This window comes from Pseudomonas sp. EGD-AK9 (assembly GCF_000465935.2).
In the GTDB taxonomy this organism is placed as follows: domain Bacteria; phylum Pseudomonadota; class Gammaproteobacteria; order Pseudomonadales; family Pseudomonadaceae; genus Aquipseudomonas.
Window position 1 is genome coordinate 1 of sequence record NZ_AVOF01000041.1, and the last position, 22,808, is coordinate 22,808.

The window sequence follows — 22,808 nt, forward strand, 5'->3', positions numbered from 1 at the left end:
GCGGCGCCGCTCGATTTCCTCGGTACGGCCCTGCAGCCCGTCCAGCTCGTCCTGCAGGCTCTCCAGCGTGGTGCGCGTCGAGTCGTTCATCTGCTGCATGCGCTGGTTTGCCGAGGCGATGGCCGACTCCAGACTGCTGAGGTCGGAGCCGTCGAGCAGGCTCATGGCCCGCTTCATGCTGCTGGCCCGCTGCACGAATCGCTGGGCGCTGATCGCCCCGCGCTCGTAGTCCTGCATCAGGCTCTGCAGCGCGGCCTTCTGACCGAGGAACGCCTGCTGCGTCTGCAGGCTGGCGGCCTGCGTCTCGGCCGCCCAGCGCCCCAGGCTGCTCATCATCGGGCGAGCCAGGTCGGCACGGAGGCTCCCCAGCGCCTGGCTCACCTGCTCCAGGCTGCGCTGGGTGTCGGCCAGGCTGCTGGTGTCGATGCTCGGCGCGGCGCTGCCGATACCGCGCAGCCGGTCGAAGGCCTCCAGCGCGGCGCGGCTCAGCCCGGCAGCGCCCTCGCGGGCACGGCTGACCACACCGCCGAAGAAGCCTTCCATGGCGGACAGATCACGCTGGGCGTCGCTGGATTCCTTGCGGCGGCGCTGCATGGCTTCGTCGCCGGCCTGCCGCTCCGCCTCCATGCGCTTGCCGCTCTCGCGGCGTAGCTGCTCGCTGGTGACGATGGCTTCGCGGTCGGACTTGTTCTTGTCGTCCTGGGCTTTCTTGCTGCCCTGCAGTGCCTGGGTGAGTTCCTTCTGGCGGGCGTTGAGCTTGGCCAGTTCGGCGTTGTACTCGCCGGCCGTCACCTGGCCGGTGTTGTACAGCCCCTGCAGCGCCGTGCGGATGGCGGCGATGTCGCGATCAGTCTTGGCATCGCTGATGGCGCGCTGTACGTCAGTGAGGGACTTGAGACTTTCCGCCGCGACACCTACAGCACCGGCCATGCTCTTGGCACTGCCGCCCAGCTCTTTCAGCCGGCGATTCAGTTCCACCGAGCTGGCGGAGTATTCCTGCTGGCTGATGTCGCCGCGCTGGAAGGCGGCGAACATTTCCTCACCGACCTGGCGCAGTTGCGCAACCGTCTTGGCAGCACTGATCTGGTCGAGCGCGGCCTGCATGGTCGTGACCGCCTGGCGCACATAGTCGGCCTGGCTGACGCTCTCCAGGCTGATGGTTTCAGTCTGCTCTTTCGCCTTGGCTTTGACGTGCTCGGTAGTCGTATCCCAGGCATCAGCGATCTGCTGATAGTCGGTCTTGGCCTGCAGGGCGTAACCCTGGCTCAGCTCGCCGAGGAAGTTATACAAGCCATCCGCTTTGGCACGCAGATCGCTGTTGCCGAATAGATCCGCAATCTGGCCAATCGCGAGCCCCAGCCGGCCAACGGTCTGCTGCACCACCAGTACCAGCGCCGCAGCGGTGGCGTTCACGGTGCCGGCGAAGGCATTCCAAACGGTGGTCAGGGTGGCGGATACAACGCGCGCCGACTCCACTGTGGCATCGATAGCCGGGCCAACCTGCTCAGCAGCCCGGGCGGCCCGCGCGGCGAGCCCTTCGAAGTCGACCGTAGCCAGCCGCTCGGCGTACTTTGACAGCGCTTCAGATCCAGCCACGAACGCATCCGACAGGCTCTGCGCGAGACGATCAAGCCGGCCATCGTTAGCCATTGCATCCAGGCCGTCACTCACCTCCAGCAGCTTGCGCTGGATGTAATCGAACGCCCCCGAGTTGGCGACACGACTGGTGAAGTCGCCAATGCGATCAGTGATCCCTTTCCAAAGCCCCGCCGCAGTGTTCAAGCGCGCAGCAGCTGCAGCACCACCATAGGCCTCGGTGAGCATGTCCATGATGATGGACTGCGCCTCGGCCATCCGGCCGGTCGCTTCCAACTGCTTGAGAAGGCGCTGCTGCCCTGCCTCCAGGGTAAAGCCCTGCCGGCCAAGCGCGGCCATGGCCTTGGAAGGCGACTGCAGCGCACGCCCCACGATCTCGGCCGACTGCTCGGCGCTGATACCAAGCCGCTGCTGCTGATCAATCACGATCTGCAGGGCACGCGGGAACTCGTTCGCGGCAACGTCGGTGTATGACAGCAAGCGCGCCTGAGCTGCCTGTACCTGCTCGGCGGTGAGCATCGAGCTGGCTTCCATGGCATCGGCCATGTCCAGCAGCCGCTGCGTCGTGAACTCGGCCTGCCGACCAGTGGACGCCAGCGTGGCCTCGAGTTGGGCCAGCGCCTGCTGCTTGTCGGAGCCCTCCATCGCAATAGCGCGGATGCCCTGCGCCGCCAACGACAGACCACGCTGAAAAAGCCCCACTACAGCATTGAGCGAAACATAAGCTGCCGCATAGGCGACCACCTGGCGCACACCGCTGGCCATGGCGCTTTTGGCAGCGTCGATGCGGTCGGCATGTTCCTTGGCCGTATCGGCGGCCTTCTTTTCCTCAACGCGCTTTTCGCGAATGGCCTCGCGGTTGGCAGCCAACGCCTGCTTACCATCCTCAAGCTCACCGGTCAGCCGCTTCTCTTCGGCGACCACGTTGTCGGTATCCACCCCCAGTTTTTTCAGCTCGCTGGTGGTGTTCTTGATGGCCTGCTGGTTGCGTTTGTAGGCGCGCTCGGCTTCCTCCAGCGTGCGGCGTGCCTCGCGCAGGGCGATGCGCTGACCTGCCGTAGCCTTCTCGTTGTCGCCAATCTCGCGGGTCAGGTCATCCAGCGTGGCGCGGGCGTCGGCCTGGCTACGGGCCAAGCCCTCGGTGGCCTGCTGGTTGTCGCGCAACGTGCGAGCCAAGCCACGGGCGCGGCCTACATCGTCCATGCTCGCCTTGAGCCGGCGCCCTTCCTCGGCCAGCTCGCGCATCGACTCAGAGGCAGGCGCTACGTCGCCGCTCAGGAAGTTGCGCGCGCGCAGGGTGAGCTGGATCAGGCGATCACGAACGGACATCACTTTTCTCCAGACAATAAAAAACCCGCCGAAGCGGGTCTAAAGGAAACATATCAACTACAGCGGCAGCTTCACATCCGATAGCTGCCAAGAAATCCCCGAACGAGTGAGGATGAAGCGTACAGGCCCATCACCGTTCTCGTCCGGCACGATAACGACAAATCTGCTCACCCCCTGGTAGCTCATCTCAGCCCCCTCAAAGGGCTCCCGACTCTGCCGGACAGAAGGCGCATCACCACCAGAGGATTGAGGCGCCCCCTTAAGCTCTAGCTTTTCGCCCTTCATCATCTGAGCTAACCCAGCCGGCGTAACAAAAGACGTGATCATGCTGTCGACCATCGCTCCAGCGAATGCCACACCAAGCGCCGCAAAGGGGTTGTCCGCCATCTCAGATTTTGCACTTTCCATAACCTTCGCGTTCAGCTGCCCCTTGAGGCTCTCCCTCACGCGAGGGAAGTCAATGTACTGCTCAAGCGCATCAGCATCGCGGGCTTTTGCCGCCTGCTTGATCTGATAGACAGTAATGTATGGTGAAGCAATCAAATAGCCACCAAGCAGCAAGCCACCAGCAGCCAGGAACCACTTCATCCCGCCACGTTTTTTCACCGCGACACCATGAACTGGTACCGCCTCGACAGAATTTTCGCGACGCTGCCGCGCCGCCAGAGCCTTGGCATAGAAAGCGCCGCAACTCGGGCAGCACAGCGGATCACCGAAATCTGGCTGAGCTGCCTCATGGTCACACGCTGGACATTGCATAGGTTCCCTCCTCCGAAGATGAACGGGAATCTACCATCACAACGCCAGCACAGGAACCCGGCCTAAGCCGGGCTCAGTGCCATCAGGCCGCAGCCTTCATGCCCAGGCTGTAGAACTGCGACATGCCCGGCTCGATCATCAGCATGTCGGCCAACAGCTCACCCGTGACCTGATAGGCCGCGTACTGGGTGCCGCTGAGCTGGATTTGCTGCACCAAGCCAGGCTTGAAGCGGTGCAGGCGGGCCGGGGTCGGGGCGCCACCCTGCGCGGCGTTGAGGCCAGCGAAGTACATTTCCAGCTCCGACTGCGCAGTGGTCAGCATCTCCACCACGTCCGCCTTGAGCTTGGTGTAGGTGGCCGTGATACCAGCACTGGTGATGGTGGTGCCGCTGGTCAGCTGGATGCCGTAGGGCGTCAGCAGGTAGTGATCGCCGGCATCGTAGGTGGTGGCACCATCCGCGCTCTTGATTTCGACCGGTGCCGACAGGTCGGGCAGGTTGTCGAAGGGGATCAGCTCGCCCGGCAGGCCTTCGCACACGTGAGCCTCGGGCGTGGTTACAGCGCCGGCAGCAACGCCGCGAACGGTGCCACGGCCAACAATGGCCAGGTTACGGGCGTTCACGTCGTACAGGGTGAAGCTGGCTGTCACCCCCGTCACGCGCGAGGTGACGTTGCGGTTACCAGCGCCGGTAATGTAGTTCGGCAGGGTCTGCTGATCCTCGGTGTGAGCGATCTGCAATTCGCTGGTGTTACCCCAGGGCAACAGCGCCTTTTGCGTTTGATAGGCGCGCGAGAAGATATCGCCATAGCCGATAAGGCTGGCGTCTTGAACGGTGATCATGGGTTTACCTCGATGTCAGGGAGCGGCGCAGGCGGCCAGGTAAAGCTGGATTGGGTGGTGGATTACTTCGGCTCAGCCGCCGGCTTGGCTTCAGCCTTGGGCTTTTCCGGTTCGGGTTTCGGTGCGAAGCCGTTTGCCTGGGCATGCGCGAGAGCAGCGCCGCTCAGTTCCTGGCCTTTCTTGTACACCGTAACCTTGCCCCCCTCGCGGAAGGTGAAGGCATGGGTTGCTTTGGGGTTGGACATATCACCCTCCTAGGGTTGGTATTGCTCGACGAAAACAGCGTTGACCTGGGCCTGCACGATAGCGAGCGAGTGCCCTGGCGCCGGGTAGTTGAATTGCACGTCACCAAGGGTGACGCTCTGCAGCAGCCCGCGCAGATCAGGCGGGGGCCGCTCACGCACAGCGCGGCCGATGCCCCATTCGATCAGATCGAGCAGCGCATGCCGCTCGATGCCTGGGTGCAGGTCAAAGTTGATGACCACTTCCACCTGATAGGCACGCCCACGCATGCCGGACAGAACGACCCCGGCCGGCGTGGTTGCATCGCTGGTCGACGCAGCCACTAGGGTGGCCAGCGGCAACGGCTCACCCTGCGGTAGATCCTCATAGAACTGGCCAACGTGCACGCCGGCCAGATCCAGCGGGTAGCCGTTGACGGTGGTGAACTTACGCAGCTGCTCGGCAAGGAAGTCAGTCACGCGAGTGGCGATCAGCTGCATCAGAACAGTTCCTTATCAAGGTCAAGGTTGAACTCCAGCGCCAGGCGCTCGGCGGCCTTCTCGCGGGTGCTGTCGTCCACGGCGACGCGGAACAGCGCGGCGGCCGATGGGCCGTTGGCATCGCGCGGCACAACGTAGTCGTAGCGGTATTCCTTGACGCCGGGGTTGCGCGTGGTCGGGCGCACGTTGCGCTCGCGCACACTGCGCGTGGCTAGCGGCAACTTGCGGGCGCTGGCCGGGTTGATGAAGCCGGCCGCGACCTTCTCACCGCGCCACCAGTCCACCAGCACCCGCGCGCGGATCTTGGAACCGCTCAGCGCATCAGCCCGATGCCGATAGCAGCGAGCCGGAATGCCGGCCGACGAAGGCACAATGCTCGCCTCGGGCCGGTTGGTGTTGGCCAGGTCGAGGCGAATGCGGTCATTGAAGATCACGCGCCGCACGCCGGTCGCCTTGGAAAACGGCTCCACCAAAAGCACCCGCTTGACCCAGCGCGCCGCCCGGTTGGTCGAGTTGATCTCGATACGGGCGAAGCGCTTCTCGTCGATGCCAAAGGCAGCGGCGCCGCCCTCGAACGGCGGCAGGCTCACGTCGATATGGTTCATACCTTCTTCACCCACATGCGCCGCACCACGCGGTCATCCTCGGTCTCCACCAGGCCAGCAACGCGCCAGTTCACGCCATCGACCTCGAACACAGCACCAGGCTGCGGCCGGCCCACCTCGACCACCGCTGCCTCCAGCTCGGTCACGTACTCAACCGCCCCGGAGAACTGCCCCGGACGGCTGACGCCATAGGCCAGGAACACCCGGCAAGGCAGCGCCGTGGCGCCTGGCGTTGCGGTGTAGGTGGCGGGCGTGCCCGCCAGTTCCTCGGCGGAAACGATCAGCTCGGCGCCATTGCCTACCGGGCGCGGGCTAACCAGATGAAACAGCCGGCCGCCGTGTTGCAGGTAGCGGCCGGATCGGAAAATGTCGGAGAACCGCGCGCGGATCTCCACCAGGGAACGCTGACGCAGCCCGGCAGGCGCCGGGCTGTCGCCCTCTTTGGTGCGGATGTCTACCCAGCGCTGACCCAGCTCCACGACCTGCAGCTGGTCGCCCAGTGCAAGCAGCGTGGCGCGGTTGCGCAATCGGCCTGCTCTCATGTCAGAACCTCGGTGGCACTTCGATCTCGGCCAACAGTGAGTCGGTGAAGTGGCTGGGCAGCTCGGCCAGGATGGTGCCGACCACCAGCGTTTCGCGGAACTCGTGCGCGGTAGCCGCTGCCATCAGCAGCCACGACTTCACGCCGGGATACGCGGCGAGATCCGCGCCGGCCTTGTAGCGGATCACCAGGCGGCCAGACGGGCGCCCCTGCGGAAAGTGCAGAAAGCTCTCGCGCTGACCTTGCTGGAGACGGTGCGCGGGCAGCGGCTGCAGGTCGGTGACGCTGCCGTCACTCTCCACCCGGCCAATGCTCACAACCTCGGTCGCCTGGCCAACGTCGAGCGCATGGCCCGAACCGTAGGACTCGGGCCATTCCTCGAGGTACTCCGCCGCCCGAATGGCTGCGCCGGTTTTCGCCTCGGCCTGAGTCGTGACGCCAGGGATGATGACCTGCGCGACGAGATCCGCCTGCAGGTCACCCGCCTCTACCCGACACTGCGCCGCTACCTCGTCCACGGTGATCGCTGCCGCCCCCGTGTACTCGATGCGGCGGGCCATTAGGGTTTAGGCTCGTCGTCGCCCGCCTCTTCATCAGCGGGCGGGGTGTCCGGTTCTGGCGGGGTGTCAACAGGGGCGCCAGGTTCCGGGGCGGCCTCGCCGCTACCGGCCTTGGCAGCGCCACCCTTGCCGCTGCCTTTGCCGCCCCCCTTACCAGCGGGCGCAGGGGCTGCTGGCTTGTCAGGCGCCTTGCCAGCCTTGACCAGCTCGGCCACCTTGCCCTTCACCAGATCACCGGCCGCGACCTCACCGAAGCATGCCACCTCGCCAGCCGAATAGCCGCGCCAGGACTTGGTGAACTTCACCGCTACTTTTTCATTGCTCATGTCATCACCTTACGAATGGGGAAACAGGGAATGCCCCGCCCAAAGGCAGGGCGGTGAATCACATGCCTGCACCCCAATCGCAGGCGGTGCCGACCACGATGGACTCCACGTGGCGCGGGCCGATGTCGTGCTTGGCGATCACGCGTACCAGGGTCTGGTCGCGCTGGAAGGAACTGACCACCTCGCCGCCAGCGTCCTTGTAGGTGGCTTCCTTGCTGAAATCGATGACCAGATCCATGTCTTCGCCGATCATCACGTCGGCGAAGTTGACGAAGTAGATCTCGGTTTCATCGCCATCGACGCCCAGGTTGACCGGGATCTGGTTGCTCAGGCCGTACTTGTAGCCCTTGAGCAGGCCTTGCTCGATCTCGGGGTAAGCCTTGTTGCCGTTTCCGTCGCGCAGGCTTTGCAGCCAGCGGATCAAGCGCGGATGCATCAGCCAGCCACAGGCCTGCATCTGCACGTTGTTGGCCTCCAGGCGCAGCATCAGGCCACCCAGATAGAGGTCGATGGCCTGCAAGGTGATGCCGGATTGAGCCGGCGCCGGCACGACGTTCGCCGGGATGGCCCAGTAGCGCAGGCCTTTCGGCAGCACGCCAGTGCCGTCTGCGCGAATGAAGTGCAGATCTTCAGACAGGCCCATGCTGGTCGCGAGGTCATTCGCCACCAGCTGATCTACACGAGGGTTCACACCCGACATGCGCAGCAGGTCGTTGGAGATGGGCACGAGCGCGGCCATCTTCTTCGCCGACAGCTTGGTGTCGCCGAAGGTCATGCCAGTCAACGGGATATCGGTTTCAGTGCCGATATAGCCCACCTGGGTGTTACCGCTGATACGCGGCATGGTCAGGTTGCCGTTGTTCAGCGGCAGGCTGATGACGCCCATCTTTCGCACAATCGAGGTGGGGCGCAGCGACTCGATCACCTCGGAAGCGAAGTTCTGCGGCACCAGCACACCACCGGCACCCGGCGTGACAGTGGACAGCGCCATCTGCACGTCAGAGCCGTACTTGCTGTCTTTCGCCAGCTGTGCAGCCAGCTGCTGGTTACCCTGCGCAGCAGCAAGCAGGCGAACCATCTGCGCCATACCGGCGCCCTTCACCTGCTCTTTGCCTTCACCACCGTGAAGACCAGCAGCAGGCGGGCTCTGCGCGCCCTGAGCGCCCTCCTCGACCGGCACCGCAGCCAGGGCCGCCGACTTCTCGGCCGCCTCGGCACGGGACAGCTTGGCGGACAGATCGGCGATCTGAGCCTCCAGGCTGGTGAACTCGGCCAGCTGCTCGGCGTTCAGGCTACCGCCGTCAGCCTCGATTTTTGCCAGCGCCTGCAGCTTGGTGTTCAGCTCGGCGCGTTCGCTACGCATTTGAAGTACAAGGGACATACTGCCTCCTGGGCATGAAAAAGCCCGCACTAGGCGGGCTTGGGTGACTGCCGCGAACGCGGTCAGAGTTGGGATTGAATGGCCGCAGCGCGGGCACGTACCAAGATACCGCCCGCACCGCGCCCCGCGCGGCTCTCGGCCACGGCGCGAGCCAGGTGGTCGACGGCATCCTGTGGGCTCTGGATGCGGTCAGCCAGGCCAGCGGCGATACCGTGCTGGCCTTGGTACAACGCCGCCTCGGTGGCCTTGACCTGCTCGATGCTCAGGCCGCGATACTCGGCCACGGCACCGACAAACATCTGGTAACTCTCCTGCACGAGGTCGTTGAGGAATTTCAGCGACTGATCGGTGAGCGGTTCATGCGGGCTCAGGTCGTTCTTGTGCGCACCGGCATACACGGTGGTGACCTTGACGCCCAGCTTCTCCTCCATTGCCGAACGGTCAAGGTGCTTTGCGATCACACCGATGGAGCCGACGCCGCTCGTCTGGCTCATGACCACCTCGCTGCAGGCCGAGGCCAGCAGGTAGCCACCGCTGTAGGCCATGAAGTTGACCAGGCCGGTGATTGGCTTCTGCTGGGTCATGGCGCGAATCTCGCTGGCCAGCTCGAAGGCGCCAACGGCCGAGCCGCCAGGGCTGTCGATATCCAGCACAATGCGCTCGACCATAGGGTCTGCCACCGCCGTGCGCAGCTGGCGGCGCAGATCTTCGTAGCTGGTCATGACCTCGCAGGCATCAAGGTGAGCGCCACGGCTAACCAGAATGCCGCTCACCGGGATGACCTCGACGCCGGTACGGCCGATGGCCTGACGGCGGCTTTCCTCCATGCGCTCGATACGCGAGGTGTAGCCAGGTTCATCGGCGTCATTCCAGAGCTTGGCGTCACTGCCAGCGCCGGCACCGATGTTGATGATGTTCAGGTGCATGACCCGGTTCGCCCAGCTCACGCCGAGGTCGAGCATGTCAGGCGTCACCAGCAGCGGCGTATTGAACAGCAGGCTGGACGCTCTCAGGTGGCGTTTCATTGGCTGAGAATCCTCGTGATCTCGGCGTGCTGCAGCTCTAGCTGCGCGCGCACGTTGGGGTTGGTCAGGTCGGCGGTTTTGCTCACGTCAACCATGTTCAGCGGCTGCAGGTACAGATCGCCGCCCGGAACGGGTGGCATGTTCTCCAGCCGGCGAATGTCGTTGACCGACAGCCAGCCCCATTGCCGGCCAATGGCGTAGGCCTCATAGCGGCTCTTTTGGTCGCCGCGCATGAGGCCGGACAGGTTGAACTCGATGAAGTACGTGCGCCGATCCTTCGGCAGCAGGAAGTCGCGCATCATTGCCTGCTCGTGGCGCTTGGCCCAGGGCAGCAGGGCGAACACCACGAACTGAATCAGCAGCTGCTCGATGGTGTTGTAGTTGGCCTTCTCCAGGTCATTCACCATCGGCAACGGGATCTTGTAGATCCGTGCGATGTTGGTGCCGGTCAGCTTGAGCACGTTCACCACGTCGGCATCGACATTGGTCATCGAGATGGGCCTGAAGGTCATGCCCTCCTGCAGCAGCGCGACCTTCTTGGCGTTGTCGATGCCGCTGTACTTCTGCCCCCACTGCTCAACCAGCTTGTCGATGCTCGCCTGATCCTTGATGGCCGGAGACTCTTTAGGTCGCTCGATGACGCCGGATACCGTGGCGCCATTGGCGAACGACTTGCCGGTGTAACGGGTGATCGCCTGGGCCATGCCAACCGTTTCGGCGTGCAGTTCGATGGGCGACAGGCCCACATAGTTGTTGGTCGACGACCACCGCACGTGGTGCACCATCCGCATCGGCACCGGCTCGGCGGTGCCAATGCGGTAGTAGGGCAGCAAGTCGCTCCCCTTGAGCACCTGGGTTTTGTCATTACTAAGCGGCCATAGGGCGGTGACGTTGCCATCCTCGCGGCGGTCGATCCACGTGAAGCTGTTGCCGCGCAGGCCGCATGCCATCTGCTTGCACTCGGTTAGCTCGAACGGGGTCTGAAAACCGTTCGGCTGATAGCGCAGCACGTCGTACAACGGATGGTTGATCGCGGCATCACGCCGCCCACCTTCCTTGCGTTCGTAGACCTCCAGCGGCAGCTGTGCCAGCGTCTCGGCCAGCAGGGTGACGCAGTTATGCAGGATGGGCACGCCCAGCGCAGTCTCGGGCGTGACGGATACCCCGGCGCTGTTGCCACCGCCAGAGCCGATCAGGCCGCGCCAGAAGTCGCCGAAGCTCTCCAGCGTGCCCTGCTGGCCTGTGCCGCGCAGGCTCGAAAAGAACATGCTCAGCCCCCTTTGGTTTTGATGGCAGCCGCTGCTCGGTCAGCAAGCAGCGACCAGGCCAGTAGGCCGAGGCCGGCGACGATGAACGCCGCTGGCACGTTGAGTTGAGCCACACCCGCGACCAGCAGGCCGAAGCCCAGCAGCCCGGCAAGCCAGGAAAGGATCTGCACCAGGGTGCTCATATGCCCACGCCCTTGTCGTAGATGGATGTTCCGCCACCAGGCGGCGCCGAGCCGCTGACGCCGGTTGCGATGACCGAGGCCACGATGCCGTCGATCCGGCCATTCGACTTGGCCTTGTCGACCTTGCGATTGTTCGCCGGGTCGGAGGTGGTCACGGCGTTGGCCGCGCACATGGTCAACACCGGGTTGCCGTCGTGCCGCAACGTCTCCACCACCTCGAACTCGCTCAGGTCGATGTCGAGCGGGTTACCGTCCTCATCCAGCACCTGGGGCGGCATGCCAAGCAGCCTACGCTCGAACTCGTCCACGGCCGGCGACATGCTCTGGTAGCCCTGGCCGAATGGCTCCATCTCCGGCAGCTCGATGTCGTGCTCGATCATCAGCTGCTTGAGATCCTCGATCCGCCAGCGGTCGTAGCCGATCTTGCGCACGTCGAAGTACGCGCAGATAGTCTGCAGACGCCGCAGCACATGCAGCTTGCTGATGGCCCTGCCCGGCGTCGTCTCCAGATGCCCCTCGGCGATCCACACGCGGTACGGCACGCGGTCGCGGTTCTCCCGGCCCTCAAGGTCGTGATCGGGTATCCAGAAGTACGGCAACAGCCGCCAGTGCGGGTCAGCCTCGGTCGGGTAGAACTCCAGCACGAACGATGTCAGGTCGGTGGTACTGGCCAGGTCGAGCCCAGCCACACACGGCCGATTGCGCAGCATCCGCATCGGCACGCGCTCTGCAGCGCCCAGCCAAACGTCGCCGCTGATCCACGGGTTTTCCGCCGCCGTCCACTGGCAGAAGTTCAGCCGCCTTACCACGGCCTCTTTTGCCGGCAGGCCGCGCGCTGCCACCACCTGCTCGCGCAGGTAGCGACGCCCCGGAATGCCATCGGTACGCCCCTCGGGGATGAAGTCGAGCGACGGGTTGACCTTCGGCCAGCAGGCCTCGTCGGTCAGTGGATCGTCGCCCTCATCCAGCGAGCAGATGAACGCGAAAAAGGTGTCGTCGATGACATCGCCACGGCACACGCGCACCCCGTAATCGTGGTACTGGCCGGCCACGCTGTTCTTGTCCGACCCGCTGTTGGTGATCATCGCCACCAGGGCGCGGCGCCGGTTCTTGGTGCCGGCCCGCATCATCTCGACGGCCGAGGCCGTCTTGTGCTCGTGCACCTCGTCCAGCAGGCCCATGTGCGGGCGCGGCCCTGACTGGCCATCGTCGTTGCTGATGGCCCGGAAAAAGCTGTTGGTGTTCGGGTAGAACAGGTTCCAGATCTTTTCGTTACGGCCGCTCTGCTCGATGCGCGCCGCCAGCTTGGGCGACATGGTGACCATCGACACCGCGTCGCGGAACATGATCATGGCCTGATCTTTCTTGGTCGCGGCGGCGTAGATCTCGGCGCGCTGCTCGCCATCGGCCACTAGGCCATACAGCCCGATACCCGCGAGCAACGGCGATTTACCCGACCCCTTGCCCGTCTCCATGTAGGCCAGGCGGAAGCGGCGCACGCCATCGTCAACGTACCAGCCGAACAGGCTGCCAACGACGAACGCTTGCCAGGGCGCGAGTTGGAAGGGCGAGCCCTCATAGTCGCCGCCGTTGAGGCACAACACGTCCTCGAAGAAGCCGATGGCGCGGTCGGCTGCAGCCTGATCCCACACCAGGCCCCGCTCGCCGCCGCGCTCCAGATCGTTCAGGTGACGCTGGCAGGCGTTGCGAACATCCGGCCCGGCCACGATCTGGTGAGCCAGCACGGCGATGGCGAACGCCCGCACGCGGCAATCAGCTGAAGTATTGGTCAGCAGCGTCTCTTGGTGCATTGGGGAACAACTCGCCTTGAGGCACCAGCGCCTTCATGGCGCGGCGCGCAACCGGGGAAAAGCCGAACAGCGCCCCCGCTTGGTTCGCGCGGCGCTCGGCGTCGTTGGCGAGCTGCCGCCAGATGCTGATCTGCTGGGCGCCAGTCTTGTACGTCTGCACGTCGCCCTTGCCCTCCAGCTCGGCGTTCAGGTCGGCGATCTTGCGGCGGAACCGCACCCAGTCGCCCACCGCCTCGCAGTACGAGGCCAGCGCCATCATGTCCAGCTCACTGACCCAGCCCAGCGCAAGCAGTGCCTCGGTCACACGGTCCCATTCCTGGGCGCCTTCGGGGCTCAGGAAGTCGGGTTTAGGCGGGGCCTGTACCGGCACAGCGGGTGCCTGCGCAGCTGCTTGTAGCGCGGCCATGCCCTTCTTGCTGGGGTCACCGCGCAGCTGATGCACGGTAGCCGGCAACGGCGGGCGGCCTGAATTGGCATTCCCGGCCATCGATCAACCCTCCAAAGTCTGAAGCCCCCACCCCCCCCATTTTTCCCGGCGTTGCACACGAGGTTCCAGACGTCGTTCTAGGTTCGGGCGGCGAAAAGTTTTTACCCCCCCCCTACCCCTGGCTTGGCAGCCTGGGCCGGGCGGTTCCAGTGGTGGCGCGGATCGAGCGGCAGGCCCGAGTCAGAGCAGCCGAGCCGGCCGCCCTTCTCCATCCGCTGCTTGGTCGAGTCGTGGCACGGCTTGCACAGCGACTGCCAGTTGGCACGATCCCAGAACAGGCGCCAGGCCTCGGCGATGCGCTCCGCGTCGCCGCTCAACTTGGCGTCACCCAGGCGCGGCGCCTTGATATGGTCGACCACGCTGGCGGCCACAGCGCGGCCCTTGTCACGACAGAACACACAGAGCGGGTTGCGCCGCAAGTGATCCGCTCGGGCCTGCTGCCAGCGGTAGCCGTACCCTTTGGCGGCCGCGGTGAGCGGCTTGGTTTTACTCACGCGGCGCACCCACGTCATTCAACTGGATACGCAGCAGCCTGATAGCCAGCCGACGCACCGCCTCGACACCGAAGAATCCGATGGTGCCGCCGATGCCCACCGCGATCTGAGCCAGCGGCGCCTGGAAGTCAGGCCACCAGAACGCAATCGCCAACGCAGCCATCGAAGTGCCCGCCACCGTCAGCAGGCCGCAAAGCCCAGCCTCCAGCGCGATGCGCTGCCACGCCTTCTCCTTGCGGTCATAGATCACACGCAAGCACGCAATCACCAGAGCCATAACGAACCCCTGTACGGTCGGGGATGGTTCAAGCAACCAGGCGAGGAACTCGGCCCACAGGCCTGGATCTTTATCCATCGCGCCGTTCTCCAGATGGCGGAAACAAAAAAGCCCCGGCAACTGCCGAGGCTCGAATGGGCAGCCCGTCCATGGGCAAGGCGCCGCAACCACGGGGCGCCATAAACACAAAACCCGGCGCGGTGGCCGGGTTTGCGGTCAGCCCGCCTTAGCGGACTTCTTCGAAGATGGCTGATTTATACCCCTCGATTCTCATGGCAGCAAGGGCCGAACACTGCCACCCCAGCAATGCACCAGCAATGCGCCGACAAAGCGCCCGCAATGCGCCGGCAATATAACGAACCTCGGCTACCGCGCCGCAGGCGCAACCCCACATACCCCACCGCATTACAAGGTGAGACAACGCTACACCCCGCATCCCCACTGACTGCTCCCCACCTCCCCACCTTTCCAAAGGAATTAATAGATTGTGTGAGCGCGCGAGCACGCGTGCGCGTGTATACACGCGTCGTGCCTGCACATACGTGCACGGGGCGAAGGTGGGGAGGTAGGACACGCCCAGCAAATACGCGGCCTCAAGCGGGGCCCACCTGCCAAACGCGGTAGGCCAGGTGGGGCACAAACGAAAAGCGCGCCTCATGCGGCGCGCTTCCGGTTGATCAACTCACGCTCCAGGCTCTCATGTGCCTGCTGCAATCGTCGGTAATACTGGGGTCGACTACAGCCGCACGCGGCCCACTTCTGAGCATCGCGGCTGTCGTAGTTGGTGTAGTGCTCGATCACCACCTGGCGTTCCTTATCCGGCAGATGCCGGTTCACCAGCAGCTCGATCTCGGCTGCCTGTTCCAGCAGCACACGGCTGCCACGCGTACTACGGATCAGCACGCCGCGCGAGTCTATCAGAGCCGCCAGCGAACACCCACCGGCACCCGGCCCGATCCGCTCCACCCCATGCGGGGGGTGCAGCTCGGCCGCCCACAGCTGCAGCGCCTCATCGATATACCGGATCATACGAACGACTCCCGCTGCTCAAGCGGCATCTGGCCCGGAGTCTTCCAGCTCTCCGGCCGCTCGTACTTGTACGGCCGCACCCCGCCGCGCCCCTCGGGCGCCATGCGCTTTCGCCGCCACTTGAGCCGATGCATGATCTGCCCGAGCCGCGTCTGCTCCGGCCGCCCCCAATGGCCAGGGTCGAGCAGCAGCGCCTTCTCCAGCAGCACATCGCCGCCAATCGCCTCGCAGGGATTGTTCTGCAGGTAATCCACAATCCTCGGCTCCCAGGCGTCACCCTGAAAGCGCACGTCTTGCTCCTGCTCGAACATCGCCTTCTCGTCATCTTGTGGCCACCACGGCTCGCCCGCCTCATACAGGTGCAGCGCCTCGGCCCACAGCTGGTCGCGCACCTCGCGCAGGCCGGCCAGGTTCACCTTCATGCACAGCACCGGCCAGTAACGACGGTTCCCGGTCGGGTCGCGCAGATACTCGTCTTGGTTCGTCGAGCCGGCGAACACGCACTGACGCGGCAACCGGATGTTTCGCCGCCCATAGCTCGGCCGGAAAATGTCCACCTCGGCCCCGAAGAACGACTTCGCCTTCGTGCTCTCCACCTTGTTGAATGCATCCAGCTCGGCCAGCTCGATGATCCACATGCCCTGGATAGCCTGATAAGCCTCCTTCTCCCCCAGCGGTATCGGCGTATCCATGAACCACTCACCACCCAGCACCCGCAGCGCCGACGACTTGTTCAGCCCCTGCTCACCTTCGAGGATGATCACACAGTCAGCCTTCGCCCCCGGCACCATCACCCGAGCCACGGCCGACACCAGATAGCGCATCCCCATGATGCCCGGATAGTCCTCATTCCCCGCCAGCGCAACGCCGCCCAGGTAGTCCTTAACCCACGTCCGCAGGCGCGGCGTGCCGTCCCACTTCAAGCCCTGCAGGTAATCGCGCACCGGGTGGAACGGGTTCTGATTGGCAACCACCGCCACCGCCTCCAGCACCGCCAGCGACTTCACCTGCAGCCCGTACTGCTCGGCCAGCCAGATCGCCGTGCGCGTATCGTCGAGGTCCGACCACTCGCCGGCACGGCCACCATAGGGCGTCGCCCGACGCTTCACCGTCCGGCCGGCGAACAGATCCTCGCCGATCACACCCTTCCAGCGCTCGTCGTTCTCTAGAATCAGCACCACGTTGGCCACCACCGACAGCAGCGCACCCTTCCCGTTACGGTGCAGCGCCGCCTTCCACTCAGCATCGGCGGGCGGGCGCACGGCCGCCAGCACCTGGCGCCGCACCGCGTCCAACCCCTCGGCCAGCTGCAGGTCGTTGAAGTCGGTCCACTTGTCGTCACGCTCCCCGCTGAACACCGGGAACACCACCCGCCCGCCGACCACATGCGCCGCGTGCTCGGCCTTCTCGATGCCAGGGTTCCACGGCTCACCCTTGACCGTCTTCGTCTTCCAATCGTCATCCGCGCAGAACAGGAACTGCCGGCCGGGGAAGCGCTCGCGCAACGCCTCGGCTACCGGCATCAGATTGCCAGCAGTGAAGGCTGCGCAGGCGCACAGCCCGGTGGCCAGGTGCACAGAGGCCGCTGTCGCATACCCCTCGCAGATCAACACCGGCTCGCCCGGCTCCGGGTGCGGCCCCAGCAGATGGAAAGCCCCAACCGGGTCAACACCGGCCGGCCAAAAGCGCTTGCTCAGCCCGTCCGCATCCGGCGTGCCGAACAGCACCTGCAGGCCCACAACCTTGTCATGCACGTTGATCATCGGCACCAGCGCGGTATCCGGCTTGCGGCCGAACTTCAGCCCAACAGCCGGCACCGCCTTGCGCTCCAGATACCCGCAGCGCCCGCGCTCCGGCAGGGACTCCCACATACGCGCAGCCCGGCGCCGAGCACCCGCTGCGCGTGCTGCGCGCTTGGCCTCCTCTTTCGCCTTCGCCGCCTCGATGCGGGCCTTGATGACCTTGCGGTCCTCCTCGCTCATGCGCCCGCCCACAGGCTTCAGCTTGTGGAAGTCACCCTTCTCGCCCTCGCGCCACGAGCCGAACGCACCCGCGTAATAGGTGCGCCCCGCGTTCGAGTGCTCATAGATCACATAGAAGCCGGTTTTCGTCTTGCCCTTGTCGCCCGCAGCCCGGCAGCGCGTGCGCACGTCCAGCATCAGCGGCAGGTCAGGATCTAGCCCCGCGTCCTGCAGCTGGGCCAGCACGTCGTCGAGTAGTTCGTGACGGTCTGTCATGCATCACCTCGCGAAGGCATGCGCAACTCGGTGCCGACGGGGTAATAGTCGAAGTGCCTCATGCCCGGGAACCGGTCAGCGTTCAGGCTGGCAATTTCCTCCCAGCGGTGGCTGTTATTCAGCTCGCGATTGGCGATACCCATAACGCTCTCGCCCGCCCGCGTGATGTAGATCCACTGGGCCGAGTTCCGAACGAACCCAGGGCAATCTGGAGCGTGAAGCTCTCCAGCTCCAGCCAGACCCGCCGGACAGTTGCAGCGAACATAGCGACTCATCGCCCACCCCCTTTGCTCTCCAGATACGCCTGGCAGTCAACGCAACGCAGGCAAGGCAGCTTGGCCAGCGCCTGCACGCGCTCGAACGGGATGGTGACGCCGCATTCCTCGCATTCCTCGGCGACAGGGCATTGCCGGGCAAGCTCGCGCGCGGCAAGTTGGCGATCCAGTTCGATCTGCATCCGGTCATTAGCAATATCAGCCAGATCAGCCATGGTCGCGCCCCTCCTCATGCTTGAGGCGCACCACGGCGCGCAACTTGAACACCGCTTGCAGCATGCGCACCGCCAGCAGCTCGAACTGGGCCAGCTCGTCGTCGTCCAGGTGGTCATCCGCCAGCGCCTTGGCCAGCTGCTCGCTCAGGTCGTTCTCGCTGCGCAGCAAGCCCGTGATGCCAACGAGCAGCGACTGCGGCGTGTCCGTCTCGCTCAGCTCGGAAACGTCGATGCCCACCCAGCCGATCGGCTGCAGGATCGCATCGACAATGCGCGCATCGCGGGTCAGGTCGAGGATCAGCTGCAGCTCATCGACGTTCACCCGATGCTTCGGGTTCGTGCCGGTCAGGCTCAGCTTGTGGTTCAGGGTGGAAGGGCTGATGGCGCCGTCGACGGCGGCAATGGCGGTGGCACCGCCGGGGTACTGATGCACGGCGTGGTAAAGCGCCTGCGGCAGGGTCAGCAGCGTGCGGCTGGCACGCTCGGTGGAACTGAGCCGGGCTCGGTTCATAGGGCAAAACTCCCGGAGCCAGGCCCGAAGGCACGGGCTCCCTTAGTCAGGTGGTCGCATGCAGCCGGCGAACCGACCGCACCCCGAGCAAGGCCCATGCTCCGCACAGGCCCTGCCCTTACAGCCCGCCCGCTGGTGGTGGCAGCGAGCGAACAACCCCAGGCATCCCGGCCCGGGTGCGGCGCGCAGTGGTGGTGCGCGCCAGGGAGGTGGCAGCCGCCGCAGCAAGCTGCCAGTGACCACGGCATGACGCGTTGCTATAGTCACGCCGTGGCTCCCCTTAGTCAGGTGGTCACAGCAAGCCTGCTGATCTGTGGTGGAGAGGCAGGCAACACGGAGCCCTCGGGCTCTGGCGGCCACCGCTTCAACGGTGGCCGGGAAACGAGGCGCCTTCGGGCGCCTTTTTTCTAGGCGGCCCGAGCACCGCCGGGCGCCTCTTCGGCACCAAACACATCAGGCCGCAGCAAATGCCGGCTGATGCCGCTGATGCCCTCAACCGCCAGGACGATCTCAGCGGGGCAACGCTTCTTGACGCGCAGGTGATGCCAGATCAGCTGCTGGGAAAACTGAGTGCCGCGCTCAGAGAGGCGGCGAGACAGCTCCGATTGGCCGCCAGCATTGACGACGGCCTGTTCGAACGCTTCTTGCATCGATACATCGTTAGGCATGGAGGGGACCTCTAGTGAAGCTCGGGGCCAATCTACAAATAAAACTGTTGTATGGCAACAGGGAATTTTGTTTGCCACCTTACAAAGAGATTTGTAGCTTCGACGCCATGCCCACACCTATCGAAAGACAGCAGGCCCTAGCGGACTTGCTCCGCACCCGTCGACAAGAACTCAAGATGTCCCAGAAGGACGTCGCCGAGGGCGTGCGCGCCCTCCTGGGCGGAGAAACCTTCAAGCAGCAGTCCTACGCCGCCATCGAGTCAGGGAAGACCAAGCACTCCAAATACTTACCTCAGATAGCCCGCGTGCTCGGGATACCCCTAGAAGCGGTATCCCCAGTGAACCCTGCCCAGATCGTGGTGCGGGAAGCAGCCATCCCATATGGCGACCAGGCGACAGTAGTCGGGGAAGCAGGAAGGAAATTGCCAGTGATTGGATCAGTAGCGGCCGGAGTATGGTGCGAGGCAATCGACGAGTTTCAACCAGGGGATGCTGACGAGTGGATCGAAGCGCCAGGCCCCGTCGGTCCTCACGCCTTCGTCCTGAAGATCGAAGGCATCAGCATGTACAACCCCGCAGGCCCCGTCAGCTTCAGCGACGGCGACAAAGTAGTGGTCGATCCCGACCGCGAGGCCAAGTCTGGCGACTTTGTGGTTGCCAAGGTTGCCAGCCAGAATGCCGTCACCTTCAAGCGACTGCGCTATGAAGACGGCCAATGGTATCTGGAAGCCATCAACCCGGACTGGAAACCCAAGTACATCCACCTAACAGAAGAATGGCACATCTGCGGCCGCGGAATGTGGAAGGTACAACAGCTTTAACAATCTCAGCTGCCGAAGACTACAAACAAAACTGTTGACCTCATTACAAGATCACTTGTAGATTTTGCCTCGTCTCTCCACCACAGAGCCGAGGTAAACCATGTCTGCATCTGTTCACGCGCTCCCGTCGTGCCCGACTGAGCGCATCTTCGAACTGCGCCGCGCCACCCAGGCAGCCGGCTGCCAGTTCACCCGCGTAAAACCCAAGCCCCGCACCGCGCCGGCCCCCTTCGATCCGAACGACGGCGGGAGGGCTGCTTAATGGCACTCCAATCTACCCCCGCCCAGAAGCTCAGCGTCTGGCGGAAGGGCCTGCTGCGCGAGATCACGTGGGCTCGCCAAGCCAGCCACCCCCTGGCCATCGACACCCACGGCGATAAAGCCCACGGCATGATCTATGCCGCCTTCATCCTCGGCGCAATCAGCAGCGACGAGTATGACCGCGTAAGCGAGCTGACCATCAACGCTACGTACTGCCGGCGGATGGAGTGCCAGCAAGGCCCCTACACCTACAAGGCTCCGGCCGGCCCCGTACAGGAGGCCGCAGCATGAACTTCACCCTCCCCGAAGACGGCCTGCAGCGCCTCGCTGCCCAGCTCAACCTATCCGGCACCTTCACCCACACCCTGCGCTCTGCCTACGGCCACCAGCTGCTAGCCCGCGTGCGCATCGAGCGCGGCCAGCCCAACACCGCCGTGCGCATCGAGATTGGCGACCAGGCGCACAGCCTCGACGTGCAAACCGCCCACCCCGAGAAGCACCTGCAGGTCGCGGACTTCATCGACGCAATCGCCAACGGCCGCGTAGACGGCGGCGAGCTGGCACCGCCCCGCGTTACCCGCCAGCCCCTGCTGCCAGAGCCGGACGCCCTGCTGAACGAAACCCAGCTGGGCCGGCTTAAGCACATGGTGCGCCACGGCGGCTTCGCCAGCCTCGACACCGGGCACGAGCACCCCATCAACGTGGCCGTGCACCGCACCCGCCCGGCCGAAGGCGTGACCGTCATCGCCAGCATTGGCACCGCTCGCCCGCGTACCAAGTGTTTCACCCTGCGCGGCGATCAGCGCGAATGCCTCAAGCGCCTGCTGATCAGCATCGAGCACCTGCACATCATCGCCACGCCGCAACGCGCGGCTGCGGCGTGAGGAGGCCAGCATGTCCAACTCCCTCAAGTACACCGCCCAGCGCCTCGGCCTGGGCCACCGCGACCTGATGAAGCGCATGCGCGCGGCCGGCATCCTCGACCGCCACAACCTGCCGGCCAACCCGGAGATGACCAAGGCCTACCTGGTCACCCGCGAGAACCGCTACATCCACCCCGATGCCGGCTGGCAGTACCCCCGCACCACCCGCGTCACCGATGCCGGCATTCCGTGGCTGGCAGAGAAGCTCGGCATCGAGCGCCCGATGCCGGAGCCGCAGCAGGACCCGCGCGATGTCGCCTGACCTGCTCTACACCACCCCGGACGGGCAGCAGATCACCCCGACCTCTGCCCGCCAGTGGGTGGCCGTCATTTCCAAGCTGCCCACCAAGGACGAGCGCAAAGCAGCCATTGCCAACCACGTGCCCGAACACCTGCGCGAACTCGTTCGCACCATGGGCCGCATCGCCTGGGAACACCCAGCCCGGAGCAAACAATGAAAGACATCAAGCTACTGGACGACACCCTGATCGAGCTGCTGCGCATGCCCGAAACCGAGCGCAACAGCGAAGTCATCAGCAGCGCCCTGCACCTGGCGGCCAGCGCCGCCGGCCTGCGCCTCGGCCAAGCCACCGACCTGCAGCTGCAGCACATGCAGCTCGAAGGCGCCGTGGCGCGTCTCACCGAGGGCCTGGGCGACGGCTTCACCCACCGCACCGCCTTGCGCCTCGGCCCGAACCTGAGCGGCATCGAGCTGTTCGCCTCCATCGAAGCCATCGGCAAGGCCGACGAGATCCGCTTCACCGGGTTCGGCTCCACCGCCCAGGGCGTACTTAGCCAGCTCAACCAGGCCATCGCCGCGTTCGGCATCAACCTCGGGCCGGCCAAGCCCAAGGCGCGCCACCCCAACAAGAACCCGCTGCGCCTGCTGCCGCGTGAGGCCCGCCGCGCATGAGCCCGACCAACGACCAACAGCAGCCCCTGCGCCTGCTGCCAGCCCCCAGGCCGACCACGCTGGACATGCTCTTCCGCATGTTCGGCACCGTCCTGATCCCGCTGGAAGCCGTGCGCACCGAGCTGTTCCGCAACCTCAACGAAGACCGCTTCGGCCGCCAGGTCGGCACCGCAGCCATTCCCCTGCCGGTCACCACCCTGCAGGAGAGCACCAAGGCACTGCGTTACATCGAGATCCACCACCTGGCCGCCCACATCGACCAACGCGCCGGCCAAGCTGACGACGCCCTGGCCAAGGTGCTGGGCAAAGAGCAAGAGGACTGAGCCATGCAAACCAACCCCCTACCCAGCATCGACCGCACCAAGAAGCAGGCCAAGAAACTCAGCAAGGCTACCGAACTCACCCACATGCAGGCACTGCACGCCATCGCCCAAAACCACGGCTTCAAGACCTACGCCAGCCTGCTGGCTGCCCATAAGCAAGCGAAGGCCGGCTGACATGTACCGATATTGCCGCGAGTGCCGCGCCGAACTCGGCGAGTTCGACCACAAAGAAATCGGGCTCTGCCAGGGACACCTACACCTTTGCGAAGACTGGCGCCGCTATGACGACCTGCGCGAGGAAGGCCACAGCGCCTACGCCGCCAAGCTGATGGCCGGCCTGGCAGATCCACCCGACCCCGACGACGACTGATCCACCAAAACCACCTGACAGCCGCACCCGCTGCCACCACCAGCGACCGGCCAACACG

At 64.7% G+C, this 22,808-nt stretch carries 32 protein-coding genes; 9 read left to right on the top strand and 23 right to left on the bottom strand.

The window, feature by feature from the left end; genetic code table 11:
* The 23 genes from N878_RS02080 to N878_RS02185 all read right to left on the bottom strand — a co-directional run.
* Positions 1-2,841 (bottom strand): phage tail length tape measure family protein (locus N878_RS02080; protein WP_177342864.1); only part of this gene is annotated, 2,841 nt, incomplete at its 3' end.
* Between the two features lie 141 nt (positions 2,842-2,982).
* Positions 2,983-3,684 (bottom strand): DUF2939 domain-containing protein, encoded by a 702-nt coding sequence (locus N878_RS02085; protein WP_218186836.1) that lies wholly within the window; start codon positions 3,682-3,684, stop codon positions 2,983-2,985.
* 82 nt (positions 3,685-3,766) lie between these two features.
* A complete protein-coding gene (locus N878_RS02090) occupies positions 3,767-4,525 on the bottom strand; it encodes a hypothetical protein (protein WP_021442026.1) in 759 nt (252 codons plus the stop codon).
* 62 nt (positions 4,526-4,587) lie between these two features.
* Positions 4,588-4,770 carry a hypothetical protein gene (locus N878_RS02095; RefSeq protein ID WP_021442027.1) on the bottom strand — a complete coding sequence of 61 codons (183 nt, stop codon included), beginning with the start codon at positions 4,768-4,770 and terminating at the stop codon, positions 4,588-4,590.
* A gap of 9 nt (positions 4,771-4,779) precedes the next feature.
* Complete coding sequence (locus N878_RS02100; RefSeq protein ID WP_021442028.1) at positions 4,780-5,247, bottom strand: hypothetical protein; 468 nt, start codon at positions 5,245-5,247, stop codon at positions 4,780-4,782.
* Positions 5,247-5,852 (bottom strand): hypothetical protein, encoded by a 606-nt coding sequence (locus tag N878_RS02105; protein WP_021442029.1) that lies wholly within the window; start codon positions 5,850-5,852, stop codon positions 5,247-5,249. Before N878_RS02105 ends, N878_RS02100 begins: the two co-directional genes overlap by 1 nt.
* A complete protein-coding gene (locus N878_RS02110; RefSeq protein ID WP_021442030.1) occupies positions 5,849-6,379 on the bottom strand; it encodes a hypothetical protein in 531 nt (176 codons plus the stop codon). Before N878_RS02110 ends, N878_RS02105 begins: the two co-directional genes overlap by 4 nt.
* A gap of 16 nt (positions 6,380-6,395) precedes the next feature.
* Positions 6,396-6,953 (bottom strand): hypothetical protein, encoded by a 558-nt coding sequence (locus N878_RS02115; RefSeq protein WP_021442031.1) that lies wholly within the window; start codon positions 6,951-6,953, stop codon positions 6,396-6,398.
* Positions 6,953-7,279: a hypothetical protein gene (locus N878_RS02120; protein ID WP_021442032.1), complete on the bottom strand. Its 327-nt coding sequence runs from the start codon at positions 7,277-7,279 to the stop codon at positions 6,953-6,955. Before N878_RS02120 ends, N878_RS02115 begins: the two co-directional genes overlap by 1 nt.
* Positions 7,280-7,337: 58 nt before the next feature.
* Entirely contained in the window at positions 7,338-8,660 is a 1,323-nt protein-coding gene (locus N878_RS02125) for a phage major capsid protein (protein ID WP_021442033.1), read from the bottom strand.
* Between the two features lie 62 nt (positions 8,661-8,722).
* The gene (gene sppA, locus N878_RS02130) at positions 8,723-9,685 is read right to left on the bottom strand and encodes a signal peptide peptidase SppA (RefSeq protein WP_021442034.1); all 963 of its coding nucleotides are present in this window, start codon (positions 9,683-9,685) and stop codon (positions 8,723-8,725) included.
* The gene (locus N878_RS02135; protein ID WP_021442035.1) at positions 9,682-10,953 is read right to left on the bottom strand and encodes a phage portal protein; all 1,272 of its coding nucleotides are present in this window, start codon (positions 10,951-10,953) and stop codon (positions 9,682-9,684) included. Before N878_RS02135 ends, sppA begins: the two co-directional genes overlap by 4 nt.
* Positions 10,954-10,955: 2 nt before the next feature.
* Complete coding sequence (locus tag N878_RS02140; RefSeq protein ID WP_021442036.1) at positions 10,956-11,135, bottom strand: hypothetical protein; 180 nt, start codon at positions 11,133-11,135, stop codon at positions 10,956-10,958.
* Entirely contained in the window at positions 11,132-12,946 is a 1,815-nt protein-coding gene (locus N878_RS02145) for a terminase large subunit (protein WP_031302609.1), read from the bottom strand. The genes N878_RS02140 and N878_RS02145 overlap by 4 nt, the downstream gene beginning before the upstream one ends.
* Positions 12,909-13,433 carry a P27 family phage terminase small subunit gene (locus N878_RS02150; RefSeq protein ID WP_021442038.1) on the bottom strand — a complete coding sequence of 175 codons (525 nt, stop codon included), beginning with the start codon at positions 13,431-13,433 and terminating at the stop codon, positions 12,909-12,911. The genes N878_RS02145 and N878_RS02150 overlap by 38 nt, the downstream gene beginning before the upstream one ends.
* A 101-nt stretch (positions 13,434-13,534) precedes the next feature.
* A complete protein-coding gene (locus tag N878_RS02155; protein WP_051365792.1) occupies positions 13,535-13,945 on the bottom strand; it encodes an HNH endonuclease in 411 nt (136 codons plus the stop codon).
* The gene (locus N878_RS02160) at positions 13,920-14,282 is read right to left on the bottom strand and encodes a phage holin, lambda family (protein ID WP_021442040.1); all 363 of its coding nucleotides are present in this window, start codon (positions 14,280-14,282) and stop codon (positions 13,920-13,922) included. The genes N878_RS02155 and N878_RS02160 overlap by 26 nt, the downstream gene beginning before the upstream one ends.
* 576 nt (positions 14,283-14,858) lie before the next feature.
* A complete protein-coding gene (locus N878_RS02165; protein ID WP_021442041.1) occupies positions 14,859-15,233 on the bottom strand; it encodes a hypothetical protein in 375 nt (124 codons plus the stop codon).
* Positions 15,230-17,470: a VapE domain-containing protein gene (locus tag N878_RS02170; protein WP_021442042.1), complete on the bottom strand. Its 2,241-nt coding sequence runs from the start codon at positions 17,468-17,470 to the stop codon at positions 15,230-15,232. Before N878_RS02170 ends, N878_RS02165 begins: the two co-directional genes overlap by 4 nt.
* Positions 17,467-17,613 (bottom strand): hypothetical protein, encoded by a 147-nt coding sequence (locus N878_RS28235; RefSeq protein WP_021442043.1) that lies wholly within the window; start codon positions 17,611-17,613, stop codon positions 17,467-17,469. Before N878_RS28235 ends, N878_RS02170 begins: the two co-directional genes overlap by 4 nt.
* A 128-nt stretch (positions 17,614-17,741) precedes the next feature.
* Positions 17,742-17,960, bottom strand: a complete 219-nt coding sequence (locus N878_RS02175; protein ID WP_021442044.1) for a TraR/DksA C4-type zinc finger protein — start codon at positions 17,958-17,960, stop codon at positions 17,742-17,744.
* Positions 17,953-18,471, bottom strand: a complete 519-nt coding sequence (locus N878_RS02180; RefSeq protein WP_021442045.1) for a phage regulatory CII family protein — start codon at positions 18,469-18,471, stop codon at positions 17,953-17,955. The genes N878_RS02175 and N878_RS02180 overlap by 8 nt, the downstream gene beginning before the upstream one ends.
* 407 nt (positions 18,472-18,878) lie before the next feature.
* Positions 18,879-19,121 (bottom strand): YdaS family helix-turn-helix protein, encoded by a 243-nt coding sequence (locus tag N878_RS02185; protein WP_021442046.1) that lies wholly within the window; start codon positions 19,119-19,121, stop codon positions 18,879-18,881.
* Positions 19,122-19,246: 125 nt separating this feature from the next.
* On the opposite strand from N878_RS02185, the gene N878_RS02190 reads away from it, so the two are divergent.
* The 9 genes from N878_RS02190 to N878_RS02225 all read left to right on the top strand — a co-directional run bounded on the left by N878_RS02190 (position 19,247) and on the right by N878_RS02225 (position 22,750).
* Positions 19,247-19,960, top strand: coding sequence for a LexA family transcriptional regulator (locus tag N878_RS02190; protein WP_031302613.1), 714 nt, complete (start codon positions 19,247-19,249; stop codon positions 19,958-19,960).
* 261 nt (positions 19,961-20,221) lie between these two features.
* The gene (locus tag N878_RS02195) at positions 20,222-20,512 is read left to right on the top strand and encodes a hypothetical protein (protein WP_021442048.1); all 291 of its coding nucleotides are present in this window, start codon (positions 20,222-20,224) and stop codon (positions 20,510-20,512) included.
* Positions 20,509-21,105 carry a hypothetical protein gene (locus tag N878_RS02200; protein ID WP_021442049.1) on the top strand — a complete coding sequence of 199 codons (597 nt, stop codon included), beginning with the start codon at positions 20,509-20,511 and terminating at the stop codon, positions 21,103-21,105. Before N878_RS02195 ends, N878_RS02200 begins: the two co-directional genes overlap by 4 nt.
* A 10-nt stretch (positions 21,106-21,115) precedes the next feature.
* The gene (locus tag N878_RS02205; RefSeq protein WP_021442050.1) at positions 21,116-21,406 is read left to right on the top strand and encodes a phage antirepressor KilAC domain-containing protein; all 291 of its coding nucleotides are present in this window, start codon (positions 21,116-21,118) and stop codon (positions 21,404-21,406) included.
* Complete coding sequence (locus tag N878_RS02210) at positions 21,396-21,602, top strand: hypothetical protein (RefSeq protein WP_021442051.1); 207 nt, start codon at positions 21,396-21,398, stop codon at positions 21,600-21,602. The genes N878_RS02205 and N878_RS02210 overlap by 11 nt, the downstream gene beginning before the upstream one ends.
* Complete coding sequence (locus tag N878_RS02215; RefSeq protein ID WP_021442052.1) at positions 21,599-22,057, top strand: hypothetical protein; 459 nt, start codon at positions 21,599-21,601, stop codon at positions 22,055-22,057. Before N878_RS02210 ends, N878_RS02215 begins: the two co-directional genes overlap by 4 nt.
* The gene (locus N878_RS02220; RefSeq protein ID WP_021442053.1) at positions 22,054-22,380 is read left to right on the top strand and encodes a pyocin activator PrtN family protein; all 327 of its coding nucleotides are present in this window, start codon (positions 22,054-22,056) and stop codon (positions 22,378-22,380) included. Before N878_RS02215 ends, N878_RS02220 begins: the two co-directional genes overlap by 4 nt.
* Before the next feature lie 3 nt (positions 22,381-22,383).
* On the top strand, positions 22,384-22,554 hold the full coding sequence (locus N878_RS28240) for a glyoxalase superfamily protein (RefSeq protein WP_021442054.1): 171 nt from the start codon (positions 22,384-22,386) through the stop codon (positions 22,552-22,554).
* A gap of 1 nt (position 22,555) precedes the next feature.
* Positions 22,556-22,750, top strand: a complete 195-nt coding sequence (locus N878_RS02225; protein ID WP_021442055.1) for a hypothetical protein — start codon at positions 22,556-22,558, stop codon at positions 22,748-22,750.
* Positions 22,751-22,808 lie beyond the last annotated feature (58 nt).